This is a genomic window from Rhizobium anhuiense (assembly GCF_003985145.1).
Lineage (GTDB): Bacteria > Pseudomonadota > Alphaproteobacteria > Rhizobiales > Rhizobiaceae > Rhizobium > Rhizobium anhuiense.
Window position 1 is genome coordinate 679,883 of record NZ_ML133521.1, and the last position, 21,434, is coordinate 701,316.

16 protein-coding genes and 5 pseudogenes are annotated in these 21,434 nt (G+C 59.8%); 10 read left to right on the forward strand and 11 right to left on the reverse strand.

Features of this window, described 5'->3' with window-relative positions:
- Positions 1-26 precede the first annotated feature (26 nt).
- Together EEQ99_RS03385 and EEQ99_RS03390 are read left to right on the forward strand one after the other, a co-directional pair.
- Positions 27-1,568 (forward strand): sugar ABC transporter ATP-binding protein, encoded by a 1,542-nt coding sequence (locus EEQ99_RS03385; protein WP_028756397.1) that lies wholly within the window; start codon positions 27-29, stop codon positions 1,566-1,568.
- A 36-nt stretch (positions 1,569-1,604) separates the two neighbouring features.
- Positions 1,605-2,630, forward strand: a complete 1,026-nt coding sequence (locus tag EEQ99_RS03390) for an ABC transporter permease (protein ID WP_127430018.1) — start codon at positions 1,605-1,607, stop codon at positions 2,628-2,630.
- A 396-nt stretch (positions 2,631-3,026) separates the two neighbouring features.
- On the opposite strand, the gene EEQ99_RS03395 is transcribed toward EEQ99_RS03390, so the two are convergent.
- Both EEQ99_RS03395 and EEQ99_RS03400 read right to left on the reverse strand, forming a co-directional pair.
- Positions 3,027-4,217: a DUF1173 domain-containing protein gene (locus tag EEQ99_RS03395; RefSeq protein ID WP_028756399.1), complete on the reverse strand. Its 1,191-nt coding sequence runs from the start codon at positions 4,215-4,217 to the stop codon at positions 3,027-3,029.
- Between the two features lie 124 nt (positions 4,218-4,341).
- Entirely contained in the window at positions 4,342-4,605 is a 264-nt protein-coding gene (locus EEQ99_RS03400; RefSeq protein ID WP_373289065.1) for a WGR domain-containing protein, read from the reverse strand.
- Positions 4,606-5,233: 628 nt separating this feature from the next.
- Between EEQ99_RS03400 and EEQ99_RS03405 the strand changes: the two genes are divergently transcribed.
- The 5 genes and pseudogenes from EEQ99_RS03405 to EEQ99_RS03430 all read left to right on the forward strand — a co-directional run bounded on the left by EEQ99_RS03405 (position 5,234) and on the right by EEQ99_RS03430 (position 7,712).
- Positions 5,234-5,557, forward strand: coding sequence for a DUF736 domain-containing protein (locus EEQ99_RS03405; RefSeq protein WP_028758523.1), 324 nt, complete (start codon positions 5,234-5,236; stop codon positions 5,555-5,557).
- A gap of 339 nt (positions 5,558-5,896) precedes the next feature.
- Positions 5,897-6,064: a hypothetical protein gene (locus EEQ99_RS34860; protein WP_174824426.1), complete on the forward strand. Its 168-nt coding sequence runs from the start codon at positions 5,897-5,899 to the stop codon at positions 6,062-6,064.
- 317 nt (positions 6,065-6,381) lie between these two features.
- Positions 6,382-6,841: pseudogene (locus EEQ99_RS03420) on the forward strand (hypothetical protein).
- 191 nt (positions 6,842-7,032) lie between these two features.
- Positions 7,033-7,299 carry a type II toxin-antitoxin system prevent-host-death family antitoxin gene (locus tag EEQ99_RS03425; RefSeq protein ID WP_097596302.1) on the forward strand — a complete coding sequence of 89 codons (267 nt, stop codon included), beginning with the start codon at positions 7,033-7,035 and terminating at the stop codon, positions 7,297-7,299.
- Positions 7,299-7,712 (forward strand): hypothetical protein, encoded by a 414-nt coding sequence (locus EEQ99_RS03430; protein WP_097596301.1) that lies wholly within the window; start codon positions 7,299-7,301, stop codon positions 7,710-7,712. Before EEQ99_RS03425 ends, EEQ99_RS03430 begins: the two co-directional genes overlap by 1 nt.
- A gap of 20 nt (positions 7,713-7,732) precedes the next feature.
- On the opposite strand, the pseudogene EEQ99_RS03435 reads toward EEQ99_RS03430, so the two are convergent.
- The 4 genes and pseudogenes from EEQ99_RS03435 to EEQ99_RS03450 form a co-directional block, all read right to left on the reverse strand.
- A pseudogene (locus EEQ99_RS03435) lies at positions 7,733-8,036 on the reverse strand (alkylphosphonate utilization protein).
- Between the two features lie 92 nt (positions 8,037-8,128).
- Positions 8,129-10,040, reverse strand: a pseudogene (traG, locus tag EEQ99_RS03440) (Ti-type conjugative transfer system protein TraG).
- Positions 10,031-10,270, reverse strand: a complete 240-nt coding sequence (locus tag EEQ99_RS03445) for a conjugal transfer protein TraD (protein ID WP_097622674.1) — start codon at positions 10,268-10,270, stop codon at positions 10,031-10,033. The pseudogene traG and the gene EEQ99_RS03445 overlap by 10 nt, the downstream one beginning before the upstream one ends.
- Positions 10,260-10,548: pseudogene (locus tag EEQ99_RS03450) on the reverse strand (TraC family protein). The gene EEQ99_RS03445 and the pseudogene EEQ99_RS03450 overlap by 11 nt, the downstream one beginning before the upstream one ends.
- 213 nt (positions 10,549-10,761) lie before the next feature.
- On the opposite strand from EEQ99_RS03450, the gene traA reads away from it, so the two are divergent.
- Complete coding sequence (gene traA / locus EEQ99_RS03455) at positions 10,762-15,378, forward strand: Ti-type conjugative transfer relaxase TraA (protein ID WP_127430019.1); 4,617 nt, start codon at positions 10,762-10,764, stop codon at positions 15,376-15,378.
- 90 nt (positions 15,379-15,468) lie between these two features.
- On the opposite strand, the gene EEQ99_RS03460 is transcribed toward traA, so the two are convergent.
- The 3 genes from EEQ99_RS03460 to EEQ99_RS03470 all read right to left on the reverse strand — a co-directional run bounded on the left by EEQ99_RS03460 (position 15,469) and on the right by EEQ99_RS03470 (position 16,645).
- Complete coding sequence (locus EEQ99_RS03460; RefSeq protein ID WP_244604758.1) at positions 15,469-15,918, reverse strand: 2'-5' RNA ligase family protein; 450 nt, start codon at positions 15,916-15,918, stop codon at positions 15,469-15,471.
- A 158-nt stretch (positions 15,919-16,076) separates the two neighbouring features.
- Complete coding sequence (locus tag EEQ99_RS03465; RefSeq protein WP_029868341.1) at positions 16,077-16,409, reverse strand: type II toxin-antitoxin system RelE/ParE family toxin; 333 nt, start codon at positions 16,407-16,409, stop codon at positions 16,077-16,079.
- Entirely contained in the window at positions 16,406-16,645 is a 240-nt protein-coding gene (locus tag EEQ99_RS03470) for a type II toxin-antitoxin system ParD family antitoxin (protein WP_029868342.1), read from the reverse strand. The genes EEQ99_RS03465 and EEQ99_RS03470 overlap by 4 nt, the downstream gene beginning before the upstream one ends.
- An 816-nt stretch (positions 16,646-17,461) precedes the next feature.
- Here EEQ99_RS03470 and EEQ99_RS03480 point away from each other — a divergent pair.
- Positions 17,462-18,154, forward strand: coding sequence for a winged helix-turn-helix transcriptional regulator (locus EEQ99_RS03480; protein WP_097622677.1), 693 nt, complete (start codon positions 17,462-17,464; stop codon positions 18,152-18,154).
- Between the two features lie 114 nt (positions 18,155-18,268).
- Positions 18,269-19,509 (forward strand): annotated as a pseudogene (locus EEQ99_RS03485) (8-amino-7-oxononanoate synthase family protein).
- A 49-nt stretch (positions 19,510-19,558) separates the two neighbouring features.
- On the opposite strand, the gene EEQ99_RS03490 reads toward EEQ99_RS03485, so the two are convergent.
- Together EEQ99_RS03490 and EEQ99_RS03495 are read right to left on the reverse strand one after the other, a co-directional pair.
- Entirely contained in the window at positions 19,559-20,614 is a 1,056-nt protein-coding gene (locus EEQ99_RS03490; protein ID WP_097622837.1) for an extracellular solute-binding protein, read from the reverse strand.
- A 34-nt stretch (positions 20,615-20,648) separates the two neighbouring features.
- Positions 20,649-21,419, reverse strand: coding sequence for an ABC transporter permease (locus tag EEQ99_RS03495; protein WP_097622678.1), 771 nt, complete (start codon positions 21,417-21,419; stop codon positions 20,649-20,651).
- Positions 21,420-21,434: the final 15 nt, after the last annotated feature.

Consider the following 21,434-nt stretch of genomic DNA (forward strand, 5'->3'; position numbering starts at 1 on the left):
ACAGCTTTAGCAGCCATGGACAGGCGATGAACCACAGTTCCGACATTCCGTCACCGGACGCGCTTGCAACGCCGTTCCTTTCGCTTTCCGGCGTTGGCAAGACTTATCCAGGTGTCGTTGCCCTTGAGGGCCTGTCGATCGACATCATGCCTGGCGAGGTCATCGGCCTCGTTGGCGAGAACGGGGCTGGAAAATCGACGCTGATGAAGATTCTCGGCGGCGTGATTACCCCCGACCGAGGAACGATCATGCTCGACGGGGCAGAGCTTCGTTCCCTCACCGTGGAATCGAGCATCGCATCCGGCATTGCCTTCGTGCACCAGGAACTCAATCTCTTTGAGAATCTCGACGTTGCCGCCAATATCTTCCTGGGCCGCGAACCGCTGAAGGCCGGACCTTTCAAGCTCGTCGATCGAGATCGACTGCGAGACCTGGTCAAGCCGCTCCTGAAGCGCGTTGGGGCGCATTTTTCCGCCGACACACCAGTGGCATCGCTTTCCCTGGCCGAGCAGCAGATGGTGGAAATCGCCAAGGCGCTATCCATCAACGCCAGGCTCGTCATTTTCGACGAACCCACGTCGAGCCTGCCGCTGGCCGAAACCGAGCGGCTCCTGAGCATTATCAAATTGCTGAAAGCGGATGGCATCAGTGTCATTTTTATCTCGCATCGCCTCCACGAGGTTGAGCGGGTCGCAGACCGGGTCGTGGTCCTGCGCGACGGCACGCTGGTGGGCACACTCGCCAATCAAGACATCGGCCACGATCAGATGGTCAAGCTGATGATCGGTCGGGTGCTTGCGGCGCGAACCGCAAAACCGCAGCGCTCGCCCGGCTCGGTTGCGCTGAAGGCAATCGGCGTGCGCACCGAGGCCTATCCCGGCCGTCCCGTTGATCTGGAAATCCGGTATGGAGAAATCATGGGGCTTGCAGGGCTCGTGGGCTCGGGCCGCACCGAGCTTGCAAGGGTCCTCTTCGGCATTGATCGGTGCTACGGCGGAGCCATCCTGCAGGACGGGCGGCAAATTGCGGTCAAATCTGCCCGGGACGCCGTCGACCGCGGCATTTTCCTCGTGCCGGAGGACCGCAAGCGCAACGGCATTCTTCTTGATTTCCCGATCGCCCAGAACATAACCCTTGCCGATCTCCCCAAACTCTCCAGCCGCTTCATGCTCTCCGCTGAACGGGAGAAGGCGGCGGCCGAAAAGCAGCGCGTTCGTCTCGGTATCAAGGCGCCCTCGGTTTCGACGCGAACCGGCACTCTGTCCGGCGGCAATCAGCAGAAGGTGGTGCTTGCCAAATGGCTATCGATGAGCCCCAAGGTGATGATCTTCGACGAGCCGACACGCGGCATCGATATCGGCGCGAAGAACGAGATCTACGGCCTGATGCGAGCGCTTGCCGATGCGGGAGTGGCGATCCTGATGATATCCAGCGACATGGAAGAGGTGATCGGCGTTTCGGACCGCATCGCCGTCATGCATGAGGGCCAAATCGCCGGCATATTGGAAGAGGACGAAATCAGCCAGGAAAGCGTCCTTTTGCTTGCTGTTGGCAAACGGGTAAAATAGCGGCCTGTACAAATAAGTATCGGGGATGGATCTCGGATGATCAAAAAAGATCTCGGACTGCTGCTTTTGATCGTCGTCGTCGGCATCGTCGTCGCCATCATCAATCCGCGCTTCCTGCTGCCGATCAACCTGGCCAACACGGCCAACCTGATCGGCCTGTTCGGCATCCTGTCGATCGGCCAAGCCTTCGTCATCATTACAGGTGGTATCGAGCTTTCCGTGGGCTCGCTCGTCGCGCTTCTCGGTGTGCTGTTCGTCGATTTCATCGCGGTCCAGGATATGTCATGGATGCTGGCGCTGCCGCTCATTCTCGTGCTCGGTGCGGTCATAGGTGCCGTCCACGGCTGGCTGATCACCCGGCTCAACCTGCAGCCCTTCGTCGTCACCCTCTGCGGCCTCCTGATTTATCGTGGGGCGGCGCGTTTCTATACCGCCGACGGAACGGCGGGTTTTGCTTTTGGCCAAAATTTCCCCGAGCTCGAATTCCTGACCGCTGGGCGGTTTTATGGCGTTCCCAACACTTTCATCGCGCTCGTCATCATTGCCGTGGCCATGTGGGTTGTGCTCCATCGCTCCGTCTTTGGGCGCTATCTTTACGCGATCGGCAAGAACGAGGAGGCGGCCCGCTATTCCGGTATACGCGCCGGCCGTATGGTCATGTCGGCCTATGTCATTTGCGGACTGCTGACGGCGCTTTCGGCGATTTACTTCGCCATGTACACGCGCTCGATCTCGCCGGCCAGCCACGGCCAGTTCTATGAACTCTACGCGATTGCCGCTGCCGTACTCGGCGGCTTTTCGCTCCGCGGTGGCGAGGGATCGATCGTCGGCGTCGTGCTGGGAACGGTCCTGCTCCAGGAGTTGCAGAATCTCGTGAATCTCCTTGGCATCCCTTCGTCGTTGAATTTCGCTGTCATGGGTGGCGTGATCCTCATCGGCGTCCTGATCGACCAACAATGGCACGCGATCCGCGCAAGGCGTCGCCTCGTCTCTGCCGCCCGGCAGGCTGAAACTCGTCTTTCAAACGAAAGCAGCCTGCCGGTGGTCGCCAACCAGGACTAGGTCCGGGGACGGGCCACGGTATAGGTGATCTCCTCTTTGCCTCAGTCGAAGAGGGCAAGTGCGGCAAGACAGGCTGCCGCGAAAGAAAACTTCCCTCATGCTTCGCTGCTGACGCAGAAAAATAGGGCCACTGGAAAACCAGGGCCCTTTAAGGTGTGAAGGTCAATGAACCTCCAGAGGGGAACAGCTGATGCGATGGCACTGGGAGGAAAACCATCAGCTGCATCAACTGAAGGCAATATGCACATATTTTGACCGGCTGGTAAAATATTTATTATGCAGTGCAGCTATGCGGAAAAGGGAGAGCCGCATCATCCAGACGGGACGGAGCCCATGTGGAACTGTTCCTCCTACCATTCGCCAGCATACGCGCGCCGACGCAGTACCTGCCGGCGATCACGGCAGTGGCGGCATTTCTCCCTCGGCGATGCGCCAGATCCATGGCGTCATCTCCGGTCTCGCGGCAATTATCTCATTCAGGGCGAGTTCGTAGTCTTTGCCGGCGCTTATCGGGACGATGAACATCGCGACGGGCGCGGGGCGTTGTTCCGGCAAGGTGATCGAGACCACCGGTTGTTCACGCGAGAGATTGAAGCGCAGGCCTTTCACGCTCTTTCGCTTCAGCCTTGAAAGACGTTCCAGGAGATGTTGCTCATGGATGCTCTCGAACGGGATCCAGTTCTCGTTGACCACCATCATGGCGATCTCCTCGATTGAAGCGATCCCCGCGGCGGATATCCCGAAGGTGGCGATCATGATCAGATGGAAGTCTTCGCTCGACCGCCAGAGCTCGAGTTCCGTCTCGTATCTGGCGCTCAATCGCCTCCATGTCCAGCCCTGGATCATGAAAGGAAAAGGGAGGTGGCGAACGACGATTTTCTGGCCGCCGCGGGCAACCGCGAAATCCTTAACCTCAGCCACGGTTACCATAAGCTTCCGGGGGCCATGACCGGCGTCAAGAGCATTTGCTAGCGCGTTTGCCCGGCGAGAAGCTATTCCCTCGCGGTCCTCCTGATGAAACACTTCCGGTACGAACAGAATGTCACTCAACGGTTCGCCGCGAGCGGTCATCTGTGAGGCGGCATTTATGAGGCTTGTCCGAACCCGGCCCCAGCCGCGTTTTCCGGACCACGACGAGCGCCATTCCGTCAACTCTCCCGCCTCCCAGAGATAGTGCAGGACGGCGCGCAACGAGAGCTTCTTTGTCTCATTGCGCAGAGCCGACTCGGATGCCTCGGAAGAAGACGCGGGTGCGCCGCGAGTGCCTTTCTTGGTCAGGGCAAATTCGAGCTTTAGGGCTGCCTTCCCACTCGCGTCGATGTGGATCGCGTTGCCGATCAAGGATCCTAAGCCTGATAATTCGTAAGGCGGTTGGTAGGACGAACATGCGGGGTCATGGCCAGGCCCCGAAAGCGGCATGCGCTTGATGAAATAGAGGTCGTCGACGCGTGCGATGTACATGGGAAGCGGCGGGTTCTTGCACCGGCACAGTGGCCGCAGCTTCTGCGCGTAAGCACGTTCGAGCCGGGCCTGAAGCTCGGGAGCGTCTTCGTCGAATGTCTGGTCGCCGATTAAAAATTGTCTCACAGCGCTCCCATGATCATCTCGCCGGACCGGCTTACCAAACCACGGGCAAAAGTACCACGGACTTCGACCATTATACTAGCGCAAATTAGGAAGTATGTTGTTGCTGGACCAGCGCGGTGAGCGATCAGTTCGACGGCATCGCAGCTTCGCTCGGTCTATAGCCCTTTCGATGTTTCCGGCGTGCGAGGTCGAGAAAATGCGCGACAGCTTCCTGTTCGGTCCCGAACATGTCGGTCCTTTCACCGCCACGCCTGCCGATCCGTCCCCAGTTACGCACGACCGCGGTTTCGCCGAACAAGGTCGGCTGGATCGCAAGCATGTAATAGCGCGCCATATTTCGGCTTGCATCAATGCGCTGGAAATGCAGTTGGAACGACATTCGGTTCATGTCGGGAATCATTCCTGCTGGGGCCGGCCATGTCCAACGAGAGTTTTGAATCCGTTGCATCCGATGGATTCCGTTTTGTGATGTGTTGGCGGGTCAAAGGGCAGCGAAGAGCGCCTGACGAAGCCGGTGCCGGTCTACCGGTGTGGCCCGGGCGCCAGCGTCGGGTTAATGGCGCAACACCATCCATGAGCCGGCGCTGCCGGGCGTGTCGCCAAGGATCACGTATTCGATCCTCGCAGCGAACATCTACACTTGGCATTACCGTACGACCTGTAGCGCCGATGCGATTACCGCGCCGCCCGCCGGGCGCCGACGTATGATGGGCCAACTGGTACGAGTTTCTGGCTTGCCGCGGTTAGCACGGTGAGGGCTTTGTGCGGAATGGCGGCGGGTTATTCCAAGCTCCTGCCTTCTCGCAAGCACTGGACCGAGCGCCATAATGGTTTGTCTCGCCCTTCGGTCGCACGAGGCCATTCCCGTTCTGCATGTCACCTTTCTAAGGGATCGGCCGCCATCAGCGTCAACCCGCAAGGGGTTCCCCTGCGCTGCGCTTCGGTGACGCCTGCGGCTCGGCCCCTTCTTCGGGCGCCATCGGGAATGGTCCCGAGCAACCGAAGGAGACAATACCATGGCCACCACGATCGCAATCCTCACCGCAAAGAGCGACGGTACCCTCGAAGGTATCTTCGCCACCATCCGGGTCAACGCCCCGATCGCCATCGTTCCGAATGCCAACAAGGCGAGCGAGGAAGCTCCCGACTACCGCATCATCCACCGCAAAACCGGCTTCGAGATCGGCGCGGGCTGGAACCGCATCGCCCGCCTGACCGGCGAGGAATATCTCGCGGTGAAGCTGGAGGCTCCGGAGATCGGCGTGATCTTCGGCAACGTCGCTCCAGCCCCCGGTGGCGAGCCCAACCGCAAGGTCATCCTCTGGAACAATCCGAGCTGAACGACAGACCGTCGGCCTCGAGCGATCGAGGCCGACTTCCGGAATGTCTCTGCCGCGAGTCTTGTTGTTATTCGAGCCGTCAAGGGCATCGAACTCGTCGACGGCTCTTCTGGTGCCATACGAGAGGGAAGGTCTGCTCAATCGATCCGAGGGTGTCATGGCGGCATGAAGGCCTCAAGGATGAGCGGTGCCCCCAATTTTGCTTCCGCTCCGGTCCCCTCCATGTCGACAAAATCGGCTCCCCCACTCGCCGGCTCCGCCGGTTGCTTCGCAATCCTTGACCCCTCCATGCCGCCATGGCCGGGGCGCTCGTCTTTCACAAACGTCAAGGAGACGACAATGACCATTTGCATCGACGAAGTCATCGCACTGCTGCAGGCCGAGCTGCGGAACGCCGATCCAGCCGAGCGTCGCCAGATCGAGAACGAACTCGAACTGGCGCTGGCCGAACGTGAGGTGATCTGGGCCGAGCAGGACGGCCGTATCGACGCCGAGCCTCCGTTCTGACGGAGGCTTATCGCCGTGTCCGTGACCCTGGGCGGCCGGATCGACCAGGCGCCAGGCCATCAGGGGTTTCGCCCCTCGACACTCCCCGCCGGCTGACGCCGGAAACGGTCGCGACCCCTTTGGGGCCGCTGGTCTCTTCTCTCTCTGACGTCCTAATTTACTCCAGCAAATCCGGCGTCAAGGACGGCGCGGTCTCTCCCAATTTTGCCACAAGCGATAAAATCGGTTCCCCCGCTTGCGAGCCGCGTTCCGCGGTTCTTGACCCTCTTTGCAACAGAGTGGCCGATCTCCGTCATCAAGATGAAGGAGATCACATTATGACAAGCGACCAGAACCTCATGCTCTACACCAAGCTCGCTGGCTTTCGGCTGATGGTCCTTGCAGAGCGTCACGGATGCGACGATGCTTTCCGGCGGGTGCTTCATGACCTGCTGCTCGAGGGGCTCGACGCGGCAATCGCCCGGGTCCCGGTGATGAAGGCATTGGAACGAAGTGTTCTGACCGGAGGGGATGAATTCGCCGAATATCAGATGCAGGGTGAGAGCGAGATTTTCGGGCGCCTCACCATCAATCTGCTGGATGATCTCGAAATCGACGTCGACACCCACGAATACCGCATCAATGGCGGCAGCTGGATCAACGCTTTGACGGCCGATGACGGTGGGGTCGAGGTCCGGTTTCCGACATGGTTAGGTTGACCAATCGGTTCACTGGCATCGATTATTGAGGATATCGCTGGAAACTGGCATCCCCGTTCATGCGGTGCGCGCCATTTGATCCCTGTGGTAAACGATGCCGAGAGACGGCCGCCTCTATTTGGCGATGGCCTCAGTCTTTTAGAGCTGAGCGGCAATGGCGGGACGCCGCAATTTCCCTTCCAGCCGACGCGCAACACCTCAAACCAACAAATTTGCAGCATTGTTGGAAATGCTGTATATTGCAACAAATACAGCAGTAAGGAAACCCATATGTCTAAGTCAAGCGGTTCCTATTCAACCAGCGACCTCTCCCGTAAGTCTGGTGACATTATCGCCGAGGCCCTGCGCCATCCAGTGACCATCACCCAGCGGAATAAACCCCGTCTGGTCATCCTCAATATCGAAGACTACCAACGGCTGATGAAGCAGTCCGACCGACGCGCCGCCGGGACCATCGAAACGATGCCTGATGAACTGTTTACCGAGTTCGAAAAGGCCGTCGATGGCTACGCCGGCGAGGACGAGGCAGGCCACTGATGAACTACGAGCTGATCCAGACCGCAAGCGTCATACGCTATCCCTATCTATGGGCGAGAGAAGCTGGGCGTGGAGAGACGGAAGGACGCAAGGAGCGGCCGGTCGCCGTCGGCGTAAGAATGCCGCGGCCGGACGGCGATCTGGTTCTCTTCTTTCCCATCACCACCAAGCAGCCGGAGGCGTCGCGGTTTGCTGTGGAAGTGCCGGCCATCGAAAAGCGCCGCGCCGGCCTCGATGCCGATCGCAGGCTTTGGATCATCTTCGATGAGTTCAATACCGACATCGTCGGAAATTCATTCTATCTTGAGCCTGAGCCGCCAACCGGCCGCTTCAGCAAAGCCTTCTTCCTGCCGCTGCTGCGCGAATTCATCCGTCGCCGTAGGTCGGCCACGGAGGTCAGCCGATTCCGCTGAGCAGCCCCTGAGAACTCGAATTAGCGTTTGCGCACGAACTCGGTGCGTAGAACGAGGCCCTTGATTCCATCATGGCGGCAATCGATCTCCTCAGGACTATCGTAAGGCGGATCGACCTGATGACAGTGCCCTGTTTCAGCGTTAGGCCGGCCCCCTTGACCTTCAAATCCTTGATGACGGTGACCGAGTCGCCATCGGCAAGAAAATTGCCGCTTGCGTCTCGAACGACCGCCGCACGCCACTGGCGGATGCTGCCATCTCCGAAGCCGGACGCCATTCGCCAGTCACTTCGTCATAGATGTATTCGTCATTTTCAGCGGCCATGTTCGTCTCCGTGCGGGAACGGCGCGCAAAGGCGCTTATCGCAGACATCCGCCCAAGGCAACTCCGGCAGCGCTCCGGACTGCCTGTGAAAGTCAACTCCGCACGAAGCGATTGGCCTTTGCTTGCGCATCCATCTCCTTCCGACGGAAATAGATCGCCCTGCCGCAGCGGATCGGGCTATGGCCTTGAACGATGATGATCTGCTCGTCCTTGCGCATCGATTGGGTGATCTCGTGTGGCATGATCAGTGGCCGGCGCTGGAAATTGACGCTCTCGGATTTGCGCGCCCCGCCGCTTTTCGTGTCCCAGCCGATGTTGCGCGACCGCCCTTGCACCTCGACGGTCATTTCCCCGCATTGAGCGGAGACATTGCGGGCGGTATCGAGAGCCTTGATAGCCGCATAGGAGGCGAAAGCGCAGCCGTCGATCCATGACGTCGCGCCATCCTTCCCGAAGTGCCGTTCCAGTTGTCCGACCGATTGGTAGAGCAGCATCATGCTGATGCCATACTTGCGACCGCGATCGCGCGCCTCTTCCAGCACCCGCATATAGCCGAGCAGATCGACCTCATCGAGCATGAAGAGCGCTCGGCGACTGAAGCCGCCATCGGCCTGGACCATGGCGTTGATCAGAGAGCCGATGATGACGCGCCCGATGCCCGGATACGAGCGCAGGATGGACGCCGGGATATTGAGGAACACGTCCTTCTTGCCCGATACGATATCGCTCGACCTGAAGGCATTGCCGCAGACGAGCGCGGCGTAACTGTCCAATGAGAGCCACTGCGTATCCTTCGACGCCGTCGAATAGACACCGGAGAAGGTCTGTTCGGTCATGTTGGTGAAGACACCAAGCGTTTCGCGAATAAAGACAGTTTCCGAGTGTTCCTGAATGTCGCGCAGCATGGCGAGGACGGAGGGTTCCGGCTCGGACACGATCTGGCGCAGGCTGCGCAGGTTCCGCCGGCCGGCATATTCCGGCGACAACATGACATGGGCAAGCAATCCGGTTAGGAGATTGTGCGCCTGGTTCTGGAAATAGGAGCCCGTCGAGGATTCAAAACGCAGGCTTTCTGAGAGCAGCATGTGGGCGATGCCAACGATATCCTCCTCTTTCTGCTTCGAGTGCTCGATGCCGTCGAGGGCGTTGAAGCCCATGATCGGATTTGTGGGATCGAGCACCATGACCTCGCGCCCGAGCATGCGCGTGCGATGGTCGACCACCATCGGCGCGACCTCGGTCGAGGGATCGAGGCAGATCAGCGGTCCGGTATACCGCAGTGCCGTCGGCAGGACGTTGCTGGTCGTCTTGTATCCGCCTGATCCGGCGAAGAAGAGCATATGCGTGGAATCGAAGTCCTGGCTGTAGGCGAGCAGTGGCGCCTGGCCGCCCTGCCCCCACGTGCTGCGATCCTTCGGATCGAAAGGCACTTGGTGAACGGCTTCCTTGTCGACGCGGTAACACTCGCCGACGACGATCTCGCCATCGCACGGAAAGAGCCTTGCTGCCGCCGACATCGAAAGCCAATCGGCATCGCCGAAGGTTCCGCCCTTCGCCCGTTTGATTGCCTCGGGCACGACGACGGATCCGAGCAGCGACCGCCACGGCCATAAAGCCCGCCAGCGCGCCGATGACGGCAATGAAATCCAGGTAGGAAAGCGCATGGTCCCATGTGACGACGCCACTCTCCACCGACGGAGCGAGACGGCCATATTCGCGCAAGGCGTAAAATCCGGCGACAACGAGCAAGCACAGGAGGCTGACTATCGCGATCGGCCGCCGACGATGCAGCGGCAACGCCCAGACGGTCAGAAGACCAGCAAGCGGCCCGAACAGAAGCGTTGGCACAGGCGTTGCGCGGAAAAACCAGTATTCAGTTTTACCAGATAGGCTGTGCGCCAGCGCCGGCCATCGCCAGGCGGTGATGTAGACGGTGATCGCTGTCACGGCGATCGGCACGAAGACCAGCAGCAGGCTTGCATGCAGTCGACCCTTCAGCGCCATCCGGCGTTCTCCTCGACGCGCGGTGAAGAAGAATCGAGCGAAGGGGCCTTGAACGCCTCTTCACCGATATGGCGTAGCCACCGATGTTCGGACGATCCCGGAATCACTGTCGCCAGCACGAGGAGTCCGCCGAGCAGAAACGCCCGGTCCGCCTTCGACAGGCCGGCTTTGACGACGATGCCGCCGAGCAGGAATTTCTCGCGCGCTTCTTCCTTCCTCTCAGCCGTCATGTGAAACCTCCGGCGCCGGTCCAAGGCCACCAGCTGTTGGTCGACGCGCTTGAGGAGGCGGGCCGCCGGCCCCCTTTCTTCTCCTCTTTGCGAAATCGAGCGGCGATCTCTTCGAAGATCCGCTCGACCTCCTCGTCTGCAATTTCCATTTCCGCCAGCCCGGATTTCGTCGCAGCGCGGGCAAACCGCTCTGCCGATTTAACTGTCAAAACCCGCCGACGTTCTCGCAGCTTCTCCATCTGTGCATCGAGATCAGAAATCGATGATTTTATGGCCATTGAGGAATCTTCCCTCCTGGAACCAGCCTCAGCGATTATACTAACTAGTCTAAGATAGTTAAATAGGCTATTTTGCACCAACCCCAAAACGTCGCAGCTGGAATTTCGGCCGATGCCGTCTTCCGGGAAAGGCGGCATCGGCCCTTCGGTCCGATCGGTTTGAGGGCGCAATATACGTCGCTGTCGCGACGCGCCCGGGATCAGGAGACGGCAGTGGCGATCATGTTCGTCAGAGCGCAGGTGATCAGCAGAGGGGCGGGGCGAAGCATCGTCTCGGCCGCGGCCTATCGCCATCGCGCCCGGATGATGGACGAGCAGGCCGGCACGTCGTTCAGCTATCGGGGCGGGGCGTCCGAACTGGTGCACGAGGAACTGGCGCTACCGGACCAAACCCCGGCCTGGTTACGGTCAGCAATCGAGGGGTATTCCGTTGCCGGCGCCAGCGAAGTGCTGTGGAATGTGGTTGATGCTTTCGAAAAACGGGCGGACGCGCAGCTGGCGCGCGAGCTGATCATTGCGTTGCCGGAGGAATTGACCCGAACCGAGAACATCGCGCTGGTGCGCGAATTTGTGCGCGACAATCTCACCTCGAAGGGAATGGTCGCCGACTGGGTCTACCACGATAAAGACAGCAATCCGCACATCCATCTGATGACGACGCTGAGACCGTTGGCGGAGGAGGGGTTTGGACCCAAGAAGGTAGCAGTGACCGGCGAAGACGGTGCGCCGTTGCGGGTCGTGACGCCGGATCGGCCAAAGGGCAAGATCGTTTACAAGCTCTGGGCGGGCGATAAGGAAACCTTGCAGGCGTGGAAGATTGCCTGGGCGGAGACGGCCAGCCGGCATCTGGCGCTCGCCGGCCATGACATCCGTCTTGACGGCCGCTCTTATGCCGAGCAGGGCCTCGGTGGCATCGCGCAAAGACATCTGGGCCCCGAGAAGGCAGCGCTCTCCCGCGGGGGTGTCGAGATGTATTTTGCACCGGCCGATCTTGCCCGTCGCCAGGAGATGGCCGACCGGCTGCTCGCCGAGCCGGAGCTCCTGCTGAAGCAGTTGAGCAATGAACGCTCCACCTTCGACGAGCGCGATATCGCCAAGGCGCTGCATCGCTATGTCGACGATCCCGCAGACTTCGCCAACATCCGGGCGCGGCTGATGGCGTCGGACGATCTGGTCCTGCTGAAGCCGCAGCAGGTCGACGTCGAAACGCGCAAGGCGAGCGAACCCGCCGTTTTCACCACGCGCGAGATCCTTCGCATCGAATATGACATGGCGCAGTCGGCGCAGGTTCTGGTGGAATGTCGCGGTTTTGCCGTTTCCGACCGGGCGGTCGCCGCTGCGATCAGAAACGTCGAAACTCAAGATCCGGAAAAGTCCTTCCGGCTCGACCCGGAGCAGGCAGACGCCGTCCATCATGTCACGCGGGACAATGGCATTGCCGCCGTGGTCGGTCTTGCCGGCGCCGGTAAGTCGACCTTGCTTGCCGCGGCCCGCCTCGCCTGGGAAAGCCAAGGCCGCCAGGTCATTGGTGCGGCCCTTGCGGGCAAAGCCGCCGAGGGTCTGGAAGACAGCTCCGGCATCAGATCGCGAACACTCGCCGCCTGGGAGCTGGCCTGGGCCAATGGACAGGAGACGCTTCACCGCGGCCATGTGGTGGTTGTCGACGAGGCCGGCATGGTGTCGTCGCAGCAGATGGCCCGCGTGCTGAAGCTCGTCGAGGAAGCGGGAGCGAAACTCGTGCTGGTCGGCGATGCGATGCAATTGCAGCCGATCCAGGCGGGGGCGGCGTTCCGGGCGATTACCGAGCGGATCGGTTTTGCCGAACTTGGCAGCGTGCGCCGCCAGCGCGAGCCGTGGGCGCGCGAGGCGTCGCGGCTTTTTGCGCGTGGCGAGATTGGGAAAGGTCTTGATGCCTATGCGCAGCAGGGTCATTTGGTGGAGGCAGACACGCGGGACGACATCATCGGGCGGATTGTCAGTGATTGGACGCAAGCGCGCCGACAGGCGATCCAGGATTCCGTTATGCCCGGCAATGATGGCCGTCTTCGCGGTGATGAGCTTCTCGTGCTCGCCCACACCAATCAGGACGTCAAACGTCTGAACGAGGAACTGCGATCTGTGATGGCAGGCGAGGGGGCGCTGGGTGAGAGCCGCGCATTCCAGACCGAACGCGGCGCGCGGGAATTCGCCACCGGCGACCGCATCATCTTTCTGGCAAATGCCCGCTTCGTCGAAGCGCGCGCAATGCGTCTCGGTCCGCAATACGTCAAGAACGGCATGCTGGGGACGGTCGTATCCACCGGCGAAAAGCGGGGCGAGGTCTTGCTTTCGGTGCGTCTCGACAATGGCTGCGATGTCGTCATCAGCGAGAACAGTTATCGCAATGTCGATCACGGCTACGCCGCGACCATCCACAAATCTCAAGGCTCGACCGTCGACCGGACCTTCGTTCTTGCCACCGGCATGATGGACCAGCACCTGACCTATGTGTCGATGACCCGGCATCGCCATCGTGCCGATCTCTATGCCGCGAAGGAAGATTTTGAAGCAAAGCCCGAATGGGGCCGCAAGCTGCGTGCCGATCATGCTGCCGGTGTCACCGGCGAACTCGTGGAAACCGGACAAGCCAAGTTCCGGCCGAATGACGAGGATGCCGACGATAGCCCCTATGCCGATGTGAAGACGGATGACGGAGCCGTCCATCGTCTTTGGGGCGTGAGCCTGCCGAAGGCGTTGGAGGATGCCGGTGTCTTAGAGGGCGACACGGTGGCCCTGCGCAAGGACGGGGTGGAGCGGGTCAAAGTCCAGGTTCCCATCGTCGACGAGCAGACCGGGCAGAAGCACTTCGAGGAAAGACAAGTCGATCGCAATATCTGGACAGCCAAACGGGTCGAAACCGCCGAAGCGCGCCGGGAGCGTATCGAGCAGGAAAGCCATCGGCCGGAACTGTTCAAACAACTCGTTGAACGCCTGTCGCGCTCCGGCGCCAAGACGACGACGCTCGATTTCGAAAGCGAGGCTGGGTACCGGGCACATGCCGACGATTTTGCCCGCCGCCGCGGCCTCGATCATCTCTCTCTCGTCGCAGCCGGGATGGAGGAGGACGTCTCGCGCCGGCTCGCGTGGATTGCCGATAAGCGCCGGCAGGTGGCAAAGCTCTGGGAAAGGGCGAGCGTTGCGCTGGGATTTGCGATCGAGCGGGAACGACGTGTCTCGTACAATGAGGAGCGCACTGAGACACACACCGTCTCGGAGACAGATGTTGGCGGCGGCCGATATCTGATGCCGCCCGCCACTGTTTTTGCCAGAAGCGTGGAGGAGGAAGCGCGGTGGGCGCAGCTTTCCTCGCCGGCCTGGAAGGAGCGGGAAGCAATCCTGCGGCCGCTGCTGGAGAAGATCTATCGTGAGCCGGAGGCGGCACTGGTCGCCCTGAACGCCCTGGCATCGGATACGAGCAACGAACCCCGCAGGCTCGCCGACGATCTTGCTATTGCACCGGATCGGATCGGCCGCCTGCGGGGTTCCGACCTTATGATAGACGGTCGCGCCGCACGTGACGAGCGCAGCATTGCGACCGCGGCATTGACGGAACTGCTGCCGCTCGCCCGCGCCCACGCCACAGAGTTCCGCAGAAACGCCGAGCGGTTCGAAAGCCGCGAGCAACAGCGCCGCGCGCATATGTCATTGTCGATCCCAGCGCTCTCCAGAAAGGCGGTGGCACGTCTCGTCGAGATCGAGGCGGTGCGCAAGCAGGGAGGGGACGATGCCTACAAGACGGCCTTTGCATTCGCCGCCGAAGACCCCTCGATCGTGCAGGAGATCAAGGCCGTCAGCGAGGCGCTCAGCGCCCGCTTCGGTTGGAGCGCCTTCACATCCAAGGCCGATACGGTTGCCGAACGCAACATCGTCGAGCGTATGCCGGAAGACTTCACAGGCACCAGGGGCGAGAAGCTGACCCGGCTGTTCGAGGCCGTGAAGCGTTTTGCCGAGGAGCAGCATCTCGCCGAACGGCGGGATCGTTCGAAGATCGTCGCCAGCGCCAGTGCCGATCCGCAGAAGGAGAATATCCCCATGCTTGCCGCCGTCACCGAGTTCAAGACTCCGATCGAGGAAGAGGCGAGATCGCGTGCTCTGGCCGGCCCTCTCTATCGCCAGCAGCGAGCAGCGCTAGCCGACGTGGCGTCAACGATCTGGCGCGATCCGGCTGGCGCTGTCGAGAAGATCGAAGAGCTGCTTGTCAAAGGTTTTGCCGCCGACCGCATCTCTGCTGCAGTGACCAATGACCCGGCCGCCTATGGTGCGCTGCGTGGCTCCGATCGCCTCATGGATCGGATGCTGGCCGCCGGCCGGGAGCGCAGAGACGCTGCGCAGGCCGTGCCCGAAGCCGCCGCTTGGCTACGATCGCTCGGTGCGGCCTATGCCGGCGCCCTCGATGCCGAGCGCCAGGCGATCGCCGAAGAGCGACGGCGCATGGCGGTTGCCATTCCCGGCCTGTCGAAGGCGGCGGAAGAAGCGCTCATGCGGCTGACTGCCGAGGCGAAGAACGACGGCCGCAAGCAGAATGCATCGGCTGCTGTTCTTGATCCCACCATTCGCCGGGAGTTTGCCGCAGTCAGCGCGGCGCTCGACGAGCGCTTCGGCCGCAATGCAATCCTCCGAGGAGAGAGGGATCTCATCAACCGCATCCCGCCGACGCAGCGCCGCGCCTTCGAGGCGATGCAGGACAGGCTGAAGGTCCTGCAGCAGACCGTCCGCAGGGAAAGCAGCGAGCAGATCATCTCGGAACGCCGCCAGCGCACTGTCAACCGCGGCCGCGGCGTTGATCTTTGAAGTCCATCGAAGAAGGCAAGGATTCGGCCGGGCCGAGGAGCGGATGGGGGTGGCGTCGAGCAGATCTACGATACGCGTGAAATAGGTGCGTTATCGCGGGCTCTCGCCATGTAGTAACGGCTCGCTGAGGATATTGATGTCGACGCTCGGATAAACCCGCTCTTCCAACAATTGAAGGGATCTAACGCTGACTTTTACGGGCAAGATCCCCGCGTCAAAGTCGACCGCTGATAGCCATTCTACCGCAGAAAACCTGAACAATGTCATGTGAGCAATCTGGGGCGCGGTTGGACGCCAATGTTCGAAGTGGATAGCATCTGAAATGGCGGACCGAAGGTCGCACAATTCCAGCGGCTGCTGGGCCTTTACGAAGAAAGCGGCTTCTGAGGCTGCGACCTCATCGAAATGGAGGTCAAACGGCGGGGTCTCTTCGACCAGTTTTTCCACGATCTCCTTCCATCTTTCCCTTTTCCGCTTCCAGACTTCGTGGTTTGGAATCCTCAATTGGGTCGCTGCGTTGAGCAACGTGGCGACCGTCATATGCAGGCTTGTGGCGGGACGCGCAGAAGCGGCGCAGTGATGGCGCCTCGCGATCGGGAAAAAACTGCAGATGAAACGCGGCACCGCTTAAACCACAGTGGATCGACCTTCGTTCGGATCATAGCCGCAGGCCCCTTCTACCTAACACAGCAACCAAACTATGCAGACACTTCGGGATCTTGCAGCCACGCGGGAATGTCGCGCTTCATATGCAGAATACGCCATATGTCGACATAATCGGCGTGCTCAAGATAGAAGACGAGGTATGGGAAAGCCTTCAGCGTCATGCTCCGCAAATCGGGCAAACCGAGTTCATATGCGTAGCGCAACGACCCCGATGCAGGATGCGTTGCGATTAAACCGAATGTCGGCTGCAGCGCATCAACGAAGCTTATCGCGACTTGCGCGCCAGCCTCGCGAGCATAATAGTCTACGGCATTCTCGACATCCCTGCGGGCCGACTCGCGGGGAACGATCGACTTTCCCGTCACCTGGAGCTTTGCCGCGAGGCACGGTCTCGCAGACTATCGAAATAGGCGGCATCAACCGGCTCCGTCGTTTCGGATGAAGCACCCTCAAGCAAAAGATCACGCAAGTGCTGGCGATCTTTGTCGCGACGGATCAACTCGCGGACGTATTCGCTGCTGGTCCCATAGCCTCGCCCTGCGACCTGCTTGTCGACGAACTGCTTCAGGTTCTCCGGCAGCGAAATGTTCATAGTGCTCATCGGGCTAAAATACCCCGGATGGCAAAATTTGGCAAGGTAGGAACTCCACCAGTCCCCATGGGGCTTACTGTGGAGATCATGAATTCTTCGCTCCGGCTACATTCATTTGTTTGCTCCGTGCCTACGTGTCTTGCAATATCGCATTTCAATTCGAGCGGGATGCATGATCAGTGCGAAACCGGCCGACCTATAAGGCGGCCAGATTCATAGTGTCGGAACGGACCGAATAGGCGTGCGACATAACGTTCAAAGTTTATGACAATCGCTTTTGTTTTCGAATTTCCATGAACTCCTCTGGTCCCAGATGCTCGAAGACGCGCACCCAAAATTTGAAATCGCCTGAGCGTCCGTCAGATCGGGCGCAGATTGCACACCAGGCGGCGGCTGTTTTCGCATGCCGTCCATAAAGCAAACGGAGAGCGGTACTTATGTCCCCAAAGTCTACATCACTCCAAAAGTCCGGTGTGGCTACTGCGCAGCCGGCTGAGAACCCTTCGAATATTTCGCGCATTAAAAAGCCCCGTTACCGTCCGGAAACAGGCTATCAAATTATGCCGGACGTCGATCCCACTGCGTGGGCCACGATCACGTGTCGTCCCTGGCAAATCTACGCTTCTGTGCGAAGTGCTTCTCAGCTTCAACATTATGTTGTAACAAAATTGAAAGGCAAGCTATAAAATAGCCGCCGTCACGGTGTATTTCGCAGTCAGTTTTGCCCGCCAGGGTCGAGGTGCCGCCCAATATGAAGCAGTCCCGCGAGAATTTTGTCGTATCAAACGAGTTCGCAATACAGGCAGTAGCGAGGGAGGCGAGCCAATGAGCGCTCTTCTGGCGATCGTATCGCGTGATGCCGACTACTATTTGATGCTGTCATATATCCTGAAGGGCGCCGGATACAGGACCGTCCTCGTCGATATTCCAAATGAAGCAGTTGCGACCGCTGAGGCGCGCGGGGCTGCAGCCATCATCGTCGACTGCCAGCCGGGTTCACAAATTCTGGCAGATATCGCGTCGAGTCTGGAGGAAAAAGGGCTTGCCGACGGCCTCACGCTCATCGCGCTCGTTGCCGAAAAGGCCGCCTATCTCGACATACTGAAAGCCAACGTCGATGAGAGCTTTACAAGGCCGATGCCTCCGGAACGTCTCCTGACTTACCTGCACCGTGAAATAGGCAATTCCTCAAACGAAGCGTCTGACCGTTTCGTTCCGATGTTTGACGATATGAAACTGGACGTCAGCGGCCGGCGTGTCTTGGTAAAGGGGATGCCGATTAATCTCAGCCCGATCGAGTTTCGTCTGCTGAGAGCTCTTATGGGCGACGCGGGGCGCGTTCTCGGTCGCGCGGAACTGATTGCCGCTGCTTGGCCGGAATCAGCCTTCGTCGAGCCGCGGACAGTCGATGTTCACATCGGCCGGCTCCGGCGCGCATTGAGGCGGGCGCTTGGCCGCGACGTGATCCGCACCGTGCCAAAGGAGGGATATGCAATCGAGATTACCCAATATATGTGACTTCGCTACGTTCACATGTTCACTGGAACTTCCCGAAAATTTGTGGCCGCCTTCGTTGTATAAACAACGATCTCGCGCATAGCGTGAAGCCCATGGAACACCTGGGAGGTCAGCATGCAAGAGTTAGCTTCGGGCGCCGGATCGGCGAAAACATCCCACAGAAACACCGCGGGCCTGATCAGTCACGCAAGTCCCCACTTTGCAGCGGCCCATCTTGACGGCCTGATGGCACTCTATGTCCATCCGTCCGATGGGCGAGCGGTGGAACTGCCAGTTTCAGAGGGCAGATCGGAGCGCGTCATCGACTTCGTCCGCTGCTCGTATCTCGGGCTCGACAATCATCCCTCAATCATCGAAGGCGCAATTGAAACCATTCGGCGCTATGGAACCCTGCATTGGTCGTGCGCCCGCACGCGGCTCAATTTTGCAGCCCTCGGAGACCTTGAGGATGCTCTTTCTGATCTCTTCGGCGCCAGGGTGATCACCTATACAACTGTGCTTGCCGCCAACCTGAGCGCGCTTCCCCTAATTGCGTGCGGCGTTCTGACGGGCGGCAAAAAACCAGTCATGGTATTCGACCGTCTCGCGCATGCAACGTTGGCCTTCAACAAGCCCGTCGTTGCCGAAGAATGCGAGGTGCGCACCATAGGCCACAACGATCTTCAGGCGCTCGAGGAAATTTGCCGCCAGAACGAGACGGTCGCTTATGTTTGCGACGGTGTGTATTCCATGGGCGGCTGTGCCCCAATCAAGGAGTTGCGGGAGCTTCAGGAGCGATACGGACTCTCCTTTATATCGATGATGCTCACGGCATATCGATCTTTGGGGAAAGAGGTGAGGGGTTTGCCCGTTCACAAATGCCAGAAGGTCTCGGTGAACGGACGATCATCGCAGCTTCGCTCGGGAAGGGCTTCGGAGCCTCGGGCGGCATTCTGTTGCTCGCAACAGCCTTCCAGGAAGAGATCTTCCGGCGCTTTGCTCTCGCGCACGCCTTCTCGGCCTCTATCAATGTTGCCGCGATCGGTGCAGCTCTCGCGTCTCAGTCGCTCCATCGCACACCGGAACTCGGCGTGCGGCAAAGGGCGCTCGCCGAACACGTTTCTCTTTTCGACGAACTGGTGCCGACCGCACAAGCAGGATCCCCACTCCCGATCAGAACAGTCATGGTCGGTGACGAGCTCGCGGCAATCGGCGCTGCCAGACTGGTGCTTGATTCTGGTTGTTATACGTCGGCCATTTTCTTCCCGACAGTGGCTAAGGGGAGGGCGGGGCTGCGGATATGCCCGACCGCCGGGCACACGGCTTCCGAAGTGCGCGACGTCGCAACTGCCATCAACCGTGCACTCAAGGGATGAAGGTTCGTCTGAACACCTCCGGGCGACATTGGCGCCCGGAGGTGAATCATCATCGGATCCAGGTATTCCAACGCTCGAGCATCATTGCGGCATTGTCGTTGATCCATTTAGCGTCCGGGATGACGATGTAATCCCGGATGTCCTCGTCGCTCGGCAGGGCCACGCGTGCAGCCGGTGACATCAAATCGATCGCCTTGCGACTCGGTGGCGTGCAAAGAAGTTCGTCGCACACACGGGCCTGCGCTTCCGGATGATCAAGCCAGTAGGCGATCAACTTCAACGCGTTTGCTTGGTTCGGCGCATCCTTGATGATCGTCAAGCGATCGCCAACGAGGAACGACGCTTGCTTGGACCAAGCGATTTGGCGCCCTTCCGCCTTCAGTGTATTTGCGCGCGTCAGCCAGATCTGCCCGATGCTGTAGTCGCCATTGCGAAAGCCCTGAACGCTCTGATCGCCGGTCTTCCACCAGAGCGATATTGCCGGGCGTATCTCGTTGAGCTTGCTGAGGGCGCGGTCGACGTCGAGCGGAAAGAGCTTATCGCGCGGGACGCCATCGGCGAGAAGCGCGGCAGCCATGACCCGCCACGGATCGTCGAAATTTGGAAACGCGCGACCACCAGGGAACTTTGTCTCGTCCCACATATCGGCCCAGCTCGATGGATTTCCATCTTTAAAGGCAGTTGGGTCGTAGGCCATCAGCGTTGCGGTTGAAAAAAGCCTGGCCCCTGCACTGACGCAGGCGTCCTCGACCAGGTCTGGCCGCCCCTGGAAAGTTTTGCAGAAGTCGGTCAAGTCTTCAGATGTCAGCCGATGCGCTTCGGCGCTCGCCTGTATCTCGCCGTCCGGGTAAAGGTCCCAGGTCACATTGCTGGTCTTAACCATAGCAGCAGCTTTCGCGCGCATCTCGGCATTCGTTGCCGCGACCGAAACAACCTTAATGCCGGTGTCTCCGGTAAATGGTTCGAACCAGAATTTTCGAAGCGCCGCATCATAGGCGCCACCCGTGGTCGCAATGATGACCTGCTCCTCAGCTTGAGCCGCCCCCGCACCGGCAAGCATAAGGCAAGCCGTAAGCATTGCATTGATCTTGGTTCGCTTATTCATCGCGTGTTCCTCTGTTCGATTGATATGGGCCACGTTAGTCCTCCCCGCGGCCGGTAAGGAGATGAACGGTCGCCATGAGCGCCAGTGATACCGCAACGAGCAGTGTCGAAACCGCAGCAATGACCGGGGTGAGGTTGAAATCGATATCCTCGAACATCTTGCGGCTGATCGTTTTGCCGCCAGTATCGGAAATGAAGAAGGCGACTGTTGCCTCATCGAACGACGCTAGAAATGCAAAAACCGAAGCGGCAGCCACTGCTGGTGCGATGTTGGGAAGCACAATGCTGAAAAAGGCGCGGCTCCGGCTTGCCCCGCAATTCAGTGCCGCAAGCTCGAGCGACGTATCGAAGCGCTCGAGTGCCGCCGAAACGGTGATGATCACGTAGGGAACCGCAAGCACGGTGTGCGCGATCAGGAAGCCAGTGAAATTACCGGTCAGGCTGAGCGGGGAAAAAACCAGATAGAGGGCCACGCCAAAGACAACATGGGGAACGATCATTGGCCCCAGCGATAACGCTTGCAGAAAGGTCTTGCCCGGCAGATTGCCTCGAACGAGCCCGATGGCAGCCAACGTTCCGACAACCGTCGAAGCGACCGTCGTCGCCAGCGCGATCTGCAGACTGAACATCGTTGCTGCCCGCCAGTCCGGATCGGATAGAAATTCGGCATACCAGCGAAGCGTTAGGCCCTTCGGCGGAAGCTCGATATAGCTGCTGTCATTCAGCGAAATCGGGATGACGAGCAGCGTCGGCAGAACCAGTAAGAACAGGATTGCTCCGATCAAGAGGCCGCCGAGGAGCTGCAAGGCTGCTTTGCCGTA